Genomic DNA, 14,703 nt, shown 5'->3' on the forward strand with positions numbered 1-14,703 from the left:
CTTAAAGTCATCGTTTTTCCGTGTTTAAAATATTATATTATTTTGTAAAACAATGATATAATACATCGACACTACGCTTTTCCAAATAATTAAAGAACGGTTCTACCCCATTAACTTTCGAAAACTTAGCTTTTATCCTGTTTAATAGCTCATCGTCAGACTTAGCATTCATTGCTTTTTTAAGTGAAGCGATATCTTCTACCGTAATAATTTTTTCTTCTTCGAATCCATTACCAGAATCGTACGAACAAAAATAAAATGACTCAGAATCCAGTTCGATAGTTATACTACGACTAATTTCATAATTATCTTTGTAAATTTCCATGATTGATTTTTAATTAATGCTTATAAAGTTATGATATATATTTGATATATACCTATCATACAAATGATAAGTGAATAGAAACAATAATATAACATCAATCCCACACCGGAAGGTGTGGCGCACTTTTTGTGCAAACCGATAAGTTTAAAAACGCCAATGCTGTATGGAGTTGACACTCCATACAGCAAGCGATGAAGTGAGTGAGTTGAGATTGTCAGGCGTAGCCTGGTAACGAATTGAACGGCAAAAGAACAGGTTGTAACAGGTCGGGAGCGATCCGGTGTGGATGACGGGAGCTTGCGACCAGAATGCACACTTCAATAGAGCGGAGTTGAACAATCCCAAAAAGCGGTGCGGTGTGAATGGAGAGAATGAAGTTGGACACAGAAGTGAATAGACGGTGCGATAGTTACATTAAGAACCGATGGTAGAAATGAACGATGTGGTCGACGGAATGAAAGGAGTGAACAGGGTAAAGCGAGGTGAGTAGAAAGATTAGGCAGTTAATATTAGGAATGGCATACCTGCAAAAAATGTGACACACCGATCTGCCCGACTGACCCGCATAGCAATTAACATATAGATTTTGCTATGGATAGTTATTCAATTCCCATAAATATTTAATTCCCACATTAAAATGTTTTAAAAGAAATAGCCAGGACGTTCTTTTCTAATCACATCTGAAACTTCTTCAATTAACTTTGCACAAGCTAACACGAATTCGTCGTTCACTTCAATTAATGTTCGAATTTCCGAAACATCACCTTCATTAAAATAATCTTCTCCAGGCATTTTTATTTTAAAAGACAATTTACTTGATTTAGCAACCAACGTTTCATAACTTCGCCCCTCTCCATGTTTAAGAACGTTAATAGCGCAGATAAAATCTTCAAAACGATTTTTTAGATCATAATTGTCCGAATTATTTAGGATTTTTCTTGCTTCTTCAAAACCATTCCTACAAGCTAAACCGTCTTGTAATATGGATTCAAATATCGAAAACATTCCTACTGCAGTGATTGCCTTTTGAAGTTGAATCATTTGAAGATTCTTAATAAGAAAAGTTGAACCGCTTGTTCGGAGTTGTACTATTACTTTAGATTCAACTTCTTCCAATATGCCTAAAGTAAAAGAAGTACTTCTAAATACTAATTCACTAAATTGATGCATATCCTTATTTATAATAACTAATATCGGTTAAATATAAGAGCAGTGGCTGATATCAAGGCGATTACCTGTCCGCCATCACAAAATTTATTAAATGCACAGACCTTGATTTTACCACTTCACCCGCTATTGCTTTTTACAATGTTGTTTATTCGTTGTATATTTAGTTCATGCTCATCAGCGTGGCCAAGGGCATACTCTTGGGCAAGTTTTGGCTTGCGTGTCGGCTGGTGCGACTTGGCATTGTGTATGGCTGTTGTGCATTGGCATATCAGTTTTGTTCTTGTTTTATTGCGTCTTCAATTATCTTGTTTATCGCCTGTTGTTTTTCTTCAATTTGTCTGTCAATTACTTTTTGCTCGTCAAGTTGTGTTTTGATTTTTTCAACTATTTCAGCCTGTTTGGTATCGTCCCAATCGGGAATTGGAAACTCTTTTATTTGACTTGGGAAAATGTTAGTGTTGTTGCCAAGTCCTTTTTTGTGAGTGTAAACCAGATACTGAAAAAAGTCGCTTCGCATATAGTAATAGGCACACAAAGGGTCAAAACCTGTTAGTCTTATTCTTTGCGTGAAGTCTGCAAAAATTCCGTTTATGTCTTCGTCTTCAATTAGGGCAACTTTTCCGATTGTTCCTTCTCCAGAACGTGCTAAAAGGATGTCGCCTTTTTTCACTGTCTTGTTTAGATTACTTGCTGCATAACTTTCAGAAACCCTTTTGCAGTCTTCGGGGTCAAATTCCCAAGTTTTGATATTTGACATTGCGATATAAAAATATTCACCTTCTTCATCATAGTCGCTTGGTGAAACACTTTTGCCCAAAACGATATTCTCGGAGATGAAATCTTTAATTCGCTTGTTTGTCATGCTTTCTAAAAATGATTGAATATAAGCTCCTGCTTTGTTATGAAAGCGAATACCCATTCGGCAATCAATGTTGTTTGAAAACTTTGAAATGCTTGAAGTATAACTTTTCTCTTTCTTGATGTTTTCAAACGCTGACCAATCAAAGTCAAATGATTCTCCAAAAACTTGATTGATAATGCTTAAAGTTTGCTTCTTGGTTGCTTTTAGATTTGCAATATCTTGTTTTAAAGGACTTATTTTTTCAATAAGCTCTGATTGTGAATTAACAAGTGCATCAACAATTGATTTCGGGAAACGAATAGATTTTAAATCGTCTACCCTTAAAGTAGGATAACCTTTACCTTGTCTTGATACTGCATTTATTTGATTGATAAATTTTGTTCTTAGAGCTAAAAAGAAAAGTTCAGAATTGATTTTTGGTCTAATATGAATAAACGCTTTAGTAAAATACGTTTCTTCGTTTTCAATTAAAACATTTTTATTTAGGTAAGGTCTAATTTTAGAAATCAGAACATCACCCGATAAGGGTTTGATAATATCTCCCTTTTCAATCTTTTTAAATAAACTTTCGTTTTCTTCTTGCCTGTCGTCAAATGATAATTCAATTGGCTCAACTTCACCTAATTTATTTACGTTGCCAATTTCAGCATACTTAAACTTTTCAAGGCTAGCAATATCAACACTTTGAAAAGGAACGAAATCAAATAACTGTCTGTAAGAATAAAAATCCTTACTGCTAGTTTCAAATGATGAAATATACTTGTAATCGTATCGCAAACTTTCTTCTGAGCGAAAATCAGAAAATTTCTTTTTTTGAATATTTACTCCCATACTACTTCTTTTCTAATGTTGTCTAATATGGTTAGTAATTCAGATGTGCGAAGCACAATGTCACAACTTTTATAGCGTGAAAGCAAACCGTTTTTAAAGTGGTTAATCAGTTCTGTATCGGTTCTCTCTGCAAATTCTGGTTTTAGTTTATCGTCTTCATAATATTTTTTGAAAATCTCAATTACTTGGTTTTTCTCGGTTTCAGTCTGTTCAATTTTTGTGTTTTGTGCTTCAATGTCAGCATTAAGTTTTTCAGCTTTCTTTTTCAATGCTTCGGTTTCTTTGCCGTCAATTTTTTTATTGACTGCTTCCAATTCCGCTTTTAATTCAGACAATTTCTCTTTTAAGATTTTAATATCTCGGTCGTAGCCTTCCAAGATTTCTTTTGTTTTAATGGTGTTTGGTGCATACTCAATATCGTAAAGGTCGTTTGGCATTGGGTTTTCGCCCCGTTTGGTGCGTTTGTAGCCCACATTTTCGGCTTCTGCCATAAAAATATCGTAGTCCATTTCTTTGGCTACTTCGCCAAATACCCACCAAGCATTATAAAAGCCAAAAACATTGGTTTCCTTTTCAAATTTTGAAAGGCTGTCAATTTCTTCGCTGTATTTGGTTAAAAGTTCTTTTGGGTTGAGTCCTTCGTCTTCGGGTGTGATATAGTCTTTCAAAAAGCGTTTAATGTTCTCTGAAATGTGATTTAAATCTTCTTTGTTAATGACTTCAACGGCTTCTTTATCTTCTTTCTCTAATAGTTTGTTTAAGTCGGTTGTAAGCTCTTTAACCCAGGCAAATTTTTTGCTGAGTTTGGCTTTATTTACAAAGTAATCATGATAGCGAACAACACGAGTCTTGAGTTTTGCCCATTCTTTTCCGTATTTGTCCCAAAGCTCGTTCCATTGCTCAACTTGTTTTTTTGTTTTCTTTTGAGCAAACAAAAGACTCGTTTTGGTTGAAGTAAAAGGCTCAAAAGTTATCTGCGGTAAACTTACGATTGCCTTTACATTGAAATACTTGAAAAGGAATAAACGAATGTATTTGTTTTCGGTAGTGTCAAAAACGCTTTCAGGCAATACAACACCCAAACGACCGTTCTCTTTCAAAAGCTGGTAATATCGTTCAATAAACAAGTTTTCAGAGTTCTTTTTGTCGCCAAACACAAAAGCATTTTTCACTTCTCTTTGTGTTTGCGTGTCTAAATCAACGCTAAAAGGTGGATTACTTACGGCAACATCAAATTTTGCGTTTACTTCTTTGTCGTTGTATAGAGTTTCCGGATTGGATGTTTCTAAGTAGTTAGGTGATGTTTCTTTTACATAGAAACGAAAAGGTAACAAGCCGTCTTTTACAAAAATGTTGGTTGAACCATCACCGTGCAAAATCATATTTACTTTGGAAGCTGTGCCTAAGTCAAAATTGATTTCAGTACCGTATAGATATTCTCTTGCCCATTTATTCTCAGCATAATCAGGCATAAAAAGTTCTTCGTAACGCTGTTTGATTTGTCGGCTTGTTTTGAGTTTGTATTTTTGTTTGTATTTGACTTCTTTGGTTATCAGCTTCATTGCTTCAACCAAATATGTTCCGCTTCCTGCCGATGGGTCAATAATTAGCGGTAATTCTCTATCATTGTTTAGTCTGTCAATTGCTAATTTGTCAAGCTGTAAAGCGTAAAGCAAAAAGTTTACGATTGGGGTAGGGGTAAAAAACTGCCCTTTGTTTTGTTTGAAACCGTCTCTTGTAATGCTTTCAAAGAAATCACCCAAAATGTCTTTTCCGTCTAATGAACTACGACCTTCCAAAAATGAAAAGCTCTCTAAGGATTGAACTGTATAAATGAGTTTGTTAAGTGGAAATTTGTTTCGGTTGATGATGTTATCATCATCAATTTTTTGCTGTTCCGAAACATTGAGCTGTTCTTTTAATGCTCTTTTGTAAAGTTGGTTTATTCTGTCGTAAACTTTTTCTGAAGCTTCAATATGGCTACCATACTGATAAATTTGAAAATCATATTCTTTTCCTTCTTCTTTTTCGTATTCATCCTGAATTTTAGCAAGTATAATATTGACAAGCGAATAGAATATTTCACTGTCGTTTGTTCCGCCACCGCCCCAAAGCACATTATGAAGATTTCTCCCCAATCCTTCTATTTCTTCTCGATTGATTTTTTTTCTTAAATCGTGTTTTTCGTGTCCTTTGATTAAAGACTGTTTCTTAGGTTCTCCGTAACCTGCGGTTAGTTCAACCCCAATGGAAATAAAGCCGTCATTTTCCCAATCTGTGTAGTTTCGGTATTTCTCAAAGTCAATGATGATAGCTTTGTCTAAAACGCCTTCGTCTTGTAGGTCAGCTGTATAGTAAACCAAATATTTCACTTTGGTCTTATAGTCTTTTTCTTCGGCGACTGCTAATGAAAAAAGTTGTCCTTCAATTTCTTCTTTATCTTTCTCAAACTTGTCAGGTGCTTTGGCTTCAATGAAAAAGAACGGATTGCCTTTGTCGTCTTTTACAATGATGTCAATACGTGGCGTTAATTTTCCGTGTCCTGCTTTTACGGAATATTCTTTTTCTATTTCAATGTTCTCAGGTTTATAATCAAGTTCGCTTACCAAGCGGTCAATTAGAAATGCTCTTACAATTTCTTCGTCACCTGTCAAAGATTTTAAAACTCTGTACTGTTTAATTTTTTCGGAATACTGAACAGTCGCTTTGTCAATGCTGATTTTAGCAACACTGTTTTTATGTTTGTGCAGTTTCTGTTCAATATTTTGCTTCCAATCTTTCATACTATATATCTAAAATTTTATAAGTCGTCAAATTTACTTTTTTTGTCCGTTGGTTTGTCCATGCGTGGGCAAAAAATGGCTCTTTTGGTTTTTCAGCGTTGAGCTGTGTGTAGGCAAAAACCAAATGTGCCTTTTGAGGGTCAGCTGTCTTTTTACATTGATGTATAACGTTTGGCGGTATGGTTAGTTGCCGATTTCGAAGCACTTTCCTTTCAAGTTACAACTACTTTTGATACAAGCTGTGCCGCTCGAATACCCACTTCACCGACAATTAACTATACCGCGTGTTATGCAAAGTTTTATTTCTAAACTGGATTTCTATCTCTCTCTCCTTTAATTCGTTGCCTTTTTGAATTAGATTTTCTATTTGCTTTTCAATAATCATTTGTTCTTGTTTAAACTTTCTTATTTTTTGCTCATCTAAAACATCAAACTCTCCATTATCAATTAATAGATAATGTTCATTTAATGAATTCTCAATGTGATTCTTTCTATCATGCAAAAATTTAAGTTCCTCATTGAGCATCATCCTTTCTTTTATAAACGCTTCTTTAAATTCATGGTATCTCAATATGTCTTTCTCTTTTCGTAATTGAGATAAGCGATTTCTTTCATCTAAGCGCCTTAATTCTCTTATTTCCTCAATAACCTTTTGGTCAATGTGTTCATTTAAATAGTCTCTTGCAAACTCTAAAAATCTATCTGATTGATACATGTAAAATGATTCTTGTGTCTCTAATTTGAATTCTTTGATTAATTCCGGTCTTGGACTGATAGTTTTACCCTTAAATCTTACCCACCAGTCTTCTTTTCTGTCATCGGTAACTAAAATAACAGCTTGTTTTAATTCTTTTGATTTATTAATAGTTTGTTTCCATACAATCAAGTCTCCGAATTTTTTAGAATTAGCCTCCGTATCATCTTTCTTATTTGAATCCTTAAAACCTGGTGGAATTTTATTAGCAAATCTATATTCGCCCTCTTTAAATAAAGCTTTCAATTCTTCTTCACTAAATTCATTTCCAACTTTATTGTCAAACAAAGATTCTACCTTATCAAGTATATCATCTTCGCTTATCCTTTTGTTATGGAAGTCCTTACTAGAATTCAAATTTTCACAAATCTCTTTACTCAATTCAGAAAACTTCTTTAACAGTTTTTGTGGAATAAATGGATGTTGTCTAGAATTCTTAAACTCTTTTTCCATTGAATCAATTGATGAAATAGCATCTTCATATGCTTTTTCTTGTTGGCTAATAACAGATAGTCTGTTATCAAAAAATTCTTGTGCTGATTGGTGCGGAATCCAAATTCTTTCTTTGAGTTTATCTAATATTTTAATAAACTCTTCTCTTGTTTCATCTGAATATCTGTAAAAATTTAGTAAAATATTAGCATCAAAAGTGAAAAGAGCATTATCCCATAATTTGTTAATGTCATTTTCTGATAGTTTAAAATAGCCTGGAAATTTTGATTTCATATCTTTTTAAATTTTGCATAACGTGTTATTTACGCAATGAATATACAACATTCGTATATACCCGATTTACAACATTCGTATATCCCTACGAAATCGGGGGTGTTTACGAAAGTTATTTGAATATGATTTATTATGCCTTTATTTAGTTAACAAATCTAATTATGTTAAGAATCCAAAGATAACGAAAAATATAAATAGAAAAAACTAAAAACCCTCAATAATATAATCTGCAATATCGTAACCCGCTTTGGTTTGATCTTTTGTGGCGTGTTTTTCGGTTAGTGAGGATGTTTTGATATTACAAAAGATTTGGCTTTTGATTTGAATAGATTTCTTTTCCCATTTATCAAAGCAACCGGCATCGGGGTATAGGACTACATTTTTATTTTGGAGTACTCTTGATTTCTCAACGTTTAGGCCGTTGAGGTTGCCTGCTGCAAGCCAATTGTAGTTATCGAAGATAATACTTCCTATAACGGCTGTTTTTTCTGCCTCAACGAGTGCGATTGGTTTGTCGGGGTAGATGCGGATGAGGTGTTCACCGAAGTAGCATTGACATAGATTGAAGTTGGCAAATTCGGAGTTTCTTTTTTTGGAGTTTCTTTTTTTTAATATGTTGTGCACCCAGTTTATTGCTCCGGTCTTGTTTTTGATTCGTTTCCCGGTATCGGGATTGTATTGCATTATCTTGCCTGTGCGAACTTTACCATTTATATCGATCTGCCAGAATATAACGCTTTGGTTTTTTGTTGCTCCAAGAGCGTAATTTCTCATTGCATTTTCAATTTTATCGCGCGAAAAGTGTTTGCACAAGAAGCGCACAAAATTAGAGTTGAATGAAACGGATTGTTTAACATAGCTGAGAGGAATAAAATCTATTTTACATTGCGAAGCCTTCAGGCGAACTGTGTGAGCATGCAAAGGTACTGAGCTCGGTTTATTATAATTATGATCATTAAAATATTGACGTGGAGGATAGTGATATCCACATTTAATTGCCCGGTTGCATATTCCAACAGTAGGATGAATTGGTTCTCCTGTGTTTCCATCCAAATATAAAGTAAAGGTTTTCTTTACTTTACAATTTGGGCAAGTATGACGTGTTCCCCTACCCTTATATGGTTCGAGAAACGGTTGTTTATATAAAGACATGAGATTATTAATGTGTTGCAGGAAGTTCACTTTCTGCACATTCTACACTTTTTATGTGTAGAATGTGCCTTTTTCAGTCTAAATATCTTGAAATAGTGTAGAAAGTGTAATAAGTGCAGAATTTAGAACAGTTATTTATTTTACCCTTAACTTACTGCATTATTGTCCGAGGTTGAGAATATTATTCTCTCAACATTTACAGCCATACCATAATTTTTCCGTTCAATAAGAATTCCCAGGTTCCGGATTCGATCACTAAAATTTCTCTTAGTTACCGGGATATAATTATCATCCTTACAGAAAGATTTAAAATCACTGTATAACTCTCCCAATGGCGTAAACTTATCAGTTGATGTAATATACTTCTCATCAATGAAAAGAGCAACTGTATTTGATTCTCTTTTATATTTATTGAGAATATTGTCCACTGCATTGCATTGAGTGAAGTTCTTTTGTTGTAGCAACCTTTTCAGTCCGTCCAGGACCCAGTTGAACACTCCTGATAATTCATTATTAATGATTTTACTAGCCAACTGTTTATCCTGTTTATTCTCCGGAATTGTAACATCAAAAGGAATAATAAGAAACCTGCGAAAGAACGCATTATTCACCTCAACATCCTTTGGAAGCTCATTGCAGTTAAATATCAATTTAGCGTAATTGGTAAGCGTGAATGGCTCACCATATGGTAGTCGAGCCTCAACAGGCTCACCAGACACCAACTGTTTGAAAATAGATGTTTCAAGCTTACCATTAATCTCACTTGCATAGTTAACAAGCTTATTGGCCAGCATAGAACGGAAGTAACCGTTCTCATTTGTCAGATTTTGAAGTGAGAAATTACTCACATTCTCAGTACCACCAAGAAGAGCGTTTACTATCTCGAAGAAAACAGACTTACCGTTGGCACCGGTCCCATATAAAACAAGAGACTTCTCGAGTTTTAAAACAGAAGTTTTGATAAAAAGATAACCGAGGTACTCGGCAAGTATCTTTTGTCTGTTTATATCGGGCAAAACAGTGTTTAGATAATCATCAAAGATAGGACACTCTGCCTTTTCATCATAAGGGAACGGAAGCTGATAAGTTAGAAAATCATTCCTGTCAGGCTTTCTCAGATGCATTTTACTACCATCGATCTCAAAAGTACCGTTCTTAAGATTTATCAAAACAGAATTATCATTCTGTTGAGGCTTTGGAAGTCTGGAAACAGACAGAAATTGTTGCAACAATTGTCGGCGAAAAGTATATAGCCTGGCATCGAATTTATAGACACCCATTTTCTCGGCAGCCTTACCAAGGAATATTTGGAAATCCTGAGACTCCACACAACTCCAATACTCACCATTGTACAAGTAAATGAAATTATGATTCCTGCAAACTCCCCAATTATTCTTATCCGCTGTTTCAAGAATTTTCTCAACACACGTAACAAGGAAATGCTTCTGCAGTAATTTCTGATCATCATTTTGGAAACCAGCCTCATTTCTGAAATCCACCTCATCGATTTGCTCATAAAGAGAAAACAGAATTTGAGAATGATCTTTAACCGGTTCACTTTCAATTATATCGAACTGTTTTTCAAATTCACTTAAATCAAGATCGAGTAAATCAATAAAATTTTGTTTATCAGAAACACTAACTACATTATTTACTTCAGTTGCTGTTCCATTAACTTCACATTTCACTAGCATTCATACCTCCTTTCTCATCATCTTCACTCTCGTAATCACCTCTTCTTAAGTCACCATTATAATTTTCTTTGAGTAATAAAAAGATGTCCGACTTTCTGTAATATAACTTACCTTTAATCCGTGAGAAAGGAAGCAGACCTTCAATTCTCCAGGTCTGTAAAGTTCGCTGACTAATATGCATGTTAGTGCATACATCCTGAGCATCAATCCAGTCAGACCATTCATCTTGCCGATCAGTTAAATCTACTCCTTTCATAGGCTCCTCCTTCTTATATTATTACGGATACGCATAGTCTGTTCCTCAATAGCTGCTTCCAGATCTTCCTTTTCTTTGCTATCACTTATCAACCACTCATCAATTTCGCTTTTTAGAAACTGTAATTTCTTCCCTTTCTTATGATAAGGAATAAATTTAGAGCACACCCAACCGTAAACAGTTTGTTTGGCCGGCTTCGCAGGGAGATAAGAACACAGTTCATCAACATTCATCCATACAGCTTCATTAGGTTTGGAATTCAATGTAGCTTCGATCATGTTTTCAAGATTTCCAATTTTCTCAATCAGAACAGTAATAGCTTCAGGTACTTCATTAAATGTAATTGTTTTGTCATCCATAATATTAATGGCATTAATAGACTTATTTATGTGCCAATAAAAAATAAGCCACCACCTCTACAGTGAGGTGATGGGACAAATATAGATAGCTAAATATAGGCTGTAACGGAGTCAGGGAGTTACAGAAGGGGTTACAGAGGGGGTTACAAATTTACTCTTTGATATCTTTTATTATTTTATCTTCGATAAGCGGGAATAAATTATGGAAACAACCAGCAATATATCTTAGATTTTTCTGTGAGATTTTTGTATCAAATTCAATATTAAGCGCTCTTCTGATCCTCTCTCTACTCTTACCGGTTATTATATGAATCAACTTTGCCCATTCAGTCTTATCAGAATTACCAAAGTTAACACCCAACTCATTAAAAAAGTAGTAGAAAGTTATGGCCAGTTGAGAAACAGTCATTCCATCATCAGAAACATCTTTAGCAAGATTTTGATTTTCCTTATTAAGTGCTTCATTCTCCCGGTATAACCTCTCAACTTCATTAGTTTTTTGGAATAAATCAATTTTCAGAGCTTCAATTTCCTTCATAAATGAAGACTCGTTGTATGAATTAACCTCATCACACTCTTTGATTAGATTTGAATTAACCTCATCTCTTAAGTTCTGGAAATATTCTGAAAGATCATATATTATAATATCTGGATGGCTTGCTTTTTCCTTATAGTATTTTTTCTCTATAAGGTTAATAATATTCAATCTCTGATCATGGTTAAAGGAGTCATGAAATACCCACTTTCTAATGATATTGTAATTAAATACCTTTGTTGCTTTAAGCCAATTGATTTTATCAGGATTTAGGGAAGGTAATTTTTTTTGATAATACTTATCGATATTCAAGTAACTCTCACTATTATACTCTTCTATCATTACTGATAGCATTTTCAAACGCTTCCTTTTTTCATCATCATTATTGCAATTATAATTATCAATTAGATTTTTGATAATCGCAACAATAATTGGCTCAAACTCTTTATCATTAAAATAAATATTTTTAATGATATACTGTGCCTTAAAAGGATCATAAGACTTCACACGTACTTTGTCAAAAAGTTCATAAGCATAATTGAAAGCTTCAAGCCACCATTTCTCATCCTTTTGAAGCTCACTATTATGATTGCAATAAAACTCCCAGTTATCCTTCTGCATTAAGAATTCTGACAAATTAGATTTTGGATAATCTTCTTTATATTCGCAAATTAAATACTCAATTTTTGATATAACATCAAGACACTCCAGCTTAGGCTTACAAATATTTAATCTATGAGATTCAACATATTTATTTATACCTAGAACTAATATATTATGTGCGAATATGAAAGTATCATCGTCTGAAATAACATTCAATAGTTCAATCCTCACTTTATAAGCAATATTGCGATTTACTTCACCCGGTAATTCTTTAAAATCGGACTCTTTAATTTTATCGTTATTGTTTTTTTTAAAAGCCCGAAATCTGGCATCGGCATATAGATTATTATTAAAATATTCCAGGGTTTGAATCTTATCAACTCTTAATGGATATAGATCATATACGGCTTTTTTTACATGATCATAATAGTAAATATCTTTTTTATTGGTTTCAACGTATACTTTTGCTCTCATAGAATTTTAAAAAAACCACTCAATTTGATTAAAATTTCAGGATTACAGATTATTATTACGCACACGGTATTTGTTGCTTGTTAATTAAAATAAATAGTTTCTGAATTAATTTAGTGAATTCAGAAACTTAAAATTATCCCACAAACCAATAAATATACTGGAAAGTGTTGTGCAAACTTGTTTTCACAAATATAATTAATTATTACAATATCTTTAATAGATTTAAGTCCTTCAGGTTAAAAACTAATGTAAATACGTGTTTTAGGGTTATTGAAAATTGTGGATATATATTAGTATTAGTTGCCTCTAGTTTTCCCATTGTTTTCCCAAAACAAAAAACACTTACCTAAACATTTAGATAAGTGTTTGATTATTACAGTGATCCGAGCGGGATTCGAACCCACGACCCACAGCTTAGAAGGCTGTTGCTCTATCCAGCTGAGCTACCGGACCATTCTTTTTTATTCAGGATGCAAAAATACTGCATTTCTCAGAATAAAAAAAATAAAATTTGAATTGAATTTCAATTATAATATTCCTTGACCCATCATTGCCTTGGCAACTTTCATAAATCCTGCAATATTTGCCCCTTTTTGATAATTTATGTAGCCATCACTTTCAGTCCCATATTTTACACAATTCTCATGAATATTACCCATTATCCATTTCAACTTCTCATCCACCTGCTCTGATGGCCAGCTCAGTCGTTCTGAATTTTGTGTCATTTCTAGGCCTGAAACTGAAACTCCACCTGCATTTGCAGCTTTACCGGGAGCATAAAGTATTTTATTCTCGATGAAAATATCAATTGCTTCTGGTGTGCTTGGCATATTTGCACCTTCTGAAACTGCAAATACTCCATTTTTTATAAGCATTTCAGCATCCTGCTGATCTATTTCATTCTGAGTTGCTGAAGGCAGTGCTATATCCCCCTTCTCACCCCATGGACGAGCACCAGGAACATATTTACAACCAAACTCCTCTGCATATTCACGAATTCTTCCTCTATATAGATTTTTGAGTTCCATTACAAACTTAAGCTTCTCTTCATCTATACCGTCAGGATCGTAGATATATCCATCAGAATCAGAAAGAGTTACCGGAATAGCACCTAGCTCAATCAGTTTTTCACAAGTATATTGTGCTACATTGCCTGAGCCCGAAACAAGACATTTTTTCCCTTTTATGTCTATATTACGGGTTTTGAGCATCTCAAGTAAAAAGTAAACATTGCCATAGCCTGTTGCTTCGGGACGTATTAAAGAACCTCCAAACTCGCGGCCTTTACCTGTAAATGTTCCTGTAAACTCGCCAGCTAATTTTTTGTATTTACCAAACATATAGCCTACCTCTCTTCCCCCAACACCAATATCACCCGCTGGTACATCAGTATCAGGACCAATAACTCTCCACAAACCTTCAACAAAAGCCTGGCAAAATCGCATCACTTCAGCATCAGACTTTCCTCTTGGAGAGAAATCTGAACCACCTTTGGCTCCACCCATTGGCAGAGTGGTAAGTGCATTTTTAAATGTCTGTTCAAAAGCTAAAAATTTAAGTATAGAAGGTGAAACTGAGGCATGAAATCTTATTCCACCTTTGTAAGGACCAATTGCATTATTATGTTGTACCCTGTAACCCATATTGGTATGAACCCTACCCTGATCATCAGTCCAAGTTACACGGAAAGTATGTATTTTGTCGGGTATTATTAATCGCTCTATTAGGTTTGCTTTTTCAAACTCGGGATGTTCGTTATAAACTTCTTCTATTGATTCCACTACCTCTTTAACTGCCTGAAGATACTCTGGCTCGTTAGGAAAACGCATTTTTACTGAATTAACAACTTCTGATGATTTCATTTTAATTTTAATTTATTATACCCTTTAATGCTCTTTGTTGCAGAGAAATTTAACAAATAATCAATTTGAAATGCAAAGTTAAGTAATAATTTCTATTTCTAAAATATTACAGCAATATATACGTTTTCTGTTACTAAAACTGCTACTTTTTTAGATTTTTGTAAATTGGTATAAATACTATTGCTCCTGACATTATTATTGATACAATAGTAAACGCCGTTAGCTCTGCATATAAGAAAATATATACTACGAGCACTATCCATAAGATGATTATGGATGCTATTTGAGTTTGAGATAGTTTTTTTCTTGCCATAAAG

Annotated in this window: 11 protein-coding genes and 1 tRNA gene; all 12 read right to left on the reverse strand. The window is 34.0% G+C overall.

Annotated elements, in window-relative coordinates; all coding sequences use genetic code 11:
- Positions 1-37: 37 nt before the first annotated feature.
- Positions 38-325 carry a hypothetical protein gene (locus BN1354_RS10210; protein WP_053827036.1) on the reverse strand — a complete coding sequence of 96 codons (288 nt, stop codon included), beginning with the start codon at positions 323-325 and terminating at the stop codon, positions 38-40.
- Positions 326-967: 642 nt separating this feature from the next.
- The gene (locus tag BN1354_RS10215) at positions 968-1,495 is read right to left on the reverse strand and encodes a hypothetical protein (protein ID WP_053827037.1); all 528 of its coding nucleotides are present in this window, start codon (positions 1,493-1,495) and stop codon (positions 968-970) included.
- Between the two features lie 268 nt (positions 1,496-1,763).
- On the reverse strand, positions 1,764-3,188 hold the full coding sequence (locus tag BN1354_RS12095) for a restriction endonuclease subunit S domain-containing protein (protein ID WP_197272052.1): 1,425 nt from the start codon (positions 3,186-3,188) through the stop codon (positions 1,764-1,766).
- Positions 3,179-5,971: an N-6 DNA methylase gene (locus BN1354_RS10225; protein ID WP_053827038.1), complete on the reverse strand. Its 2,793-nt coding sequence runs from the start codon at positions 5,969-5,971 to the stop codon at positions 3,179-3,181. Before BN1354_RS10225 ends, BN1354_RS12095 begins: the two co-directional genes overlap by 10 nt.
- 271 nt (positions 5,972-6,242) lie before the next feature.
- Positions 6,243-7,451 (reverse strand): PIN-like domain-containing protein, encoded by a 1,209-nt coding sequence (locus BN1354_RS10235; protein WP_053827040.1) that lies wholly within the window; start codon positions 7,449-7,451, stop codon positions 6,243-6,245.
- Positions 7,452-7,655: 204 nt separating this feature from the next.
- A complete protein-coding gene (locus BN1354_RS10240) occupies positions 7,656-8,642 on the reverse strand; it encodes a DUF6371 domain-containing protein (protein ID WP_154904855.1) in 987 nt (328 codons plus the stop codon).
- Positions 8,643-8,749: 107 nt separating this feature from the next.
- A complete protein-coding gene (locus tag BN1354_RS10245) occupies positions 8,750-10,297 on the reverse strand; it encodes a DNA primase family protein (protein ID WP_082331575.1) in 1,548 nt (515 codons plus the stop codon).
- A complete protein-coding gene (locus BN1354_RS10250; protein ID WP_052673239.1) occupies positions 10,281-10,553 on the reverse strand; it encodes a helix-turn-helix domain-containing protein in 273 nt (90 codons plus the stop codon). Before BN1354_RS10250 ends, BN1354_RS10245 begins: the two co-directional genes overlap by 17 nt.
- Complete coding sequence (locus tag BN1354_RS10255) at positions 10,550-10,912, reverse strand: helix-turn-helix domain-containing protein (protein WP_053827042.1); 363 nt, start codon at positions 10,910-10,912, stop codon at positions 10,550-10,552. Before BN1354_RS10255 ends, BN1354_RS10250 begins: the two co-directional genes overlap by 4 nt.
- A 151-nt stretch (positions 10,913-11,063) precedes the next feature.
- Positions 11,064-12,524, reverse strand: coding sequence for a hypothetical protein (locus tag BN1354_RS10260; protein WP_053827043.1), 1,461 nt, complete (start codon positions 12,522-12,524; stop codon positions 11,064-11,066).
- A gap of 379 nt (positions 12,525-12,903) precedes the next feature.
- A tRNA-Arg gene (locus BN1354_RS10265) sits at positions 12,904-12,977 on the reverse strand.
- Between the two features lie 74 nt (positions 12,978-13,051).
- Positions 13,052-14,386 carry an NADP-specific glutamate dehydrogenase gene (locus tag BN1354_RS10270; protein ID WP_045090573.1) on the reverse strand — a complete coding sequence of 445 codons (1,335 nt, stop codon included), beginning with the start codon at positions 14,384-14,386 and terminating at the stop codon, positions 13,052-13,054.
- Between the last annotated feature and the right edge of the window lie 317 nt (positions 14,387-14,703).

The organism is Lascolabacillus massiliensis (assembly GCF_001282625.1).
Taxonomy (GTDB): domain Bacteria; phylum Bacteroidota; class Bacteroidia; order Bacteroidales; family Dysgonomonadaceae; genus Proteiniphilum; species Proteiniphilum massiliensis.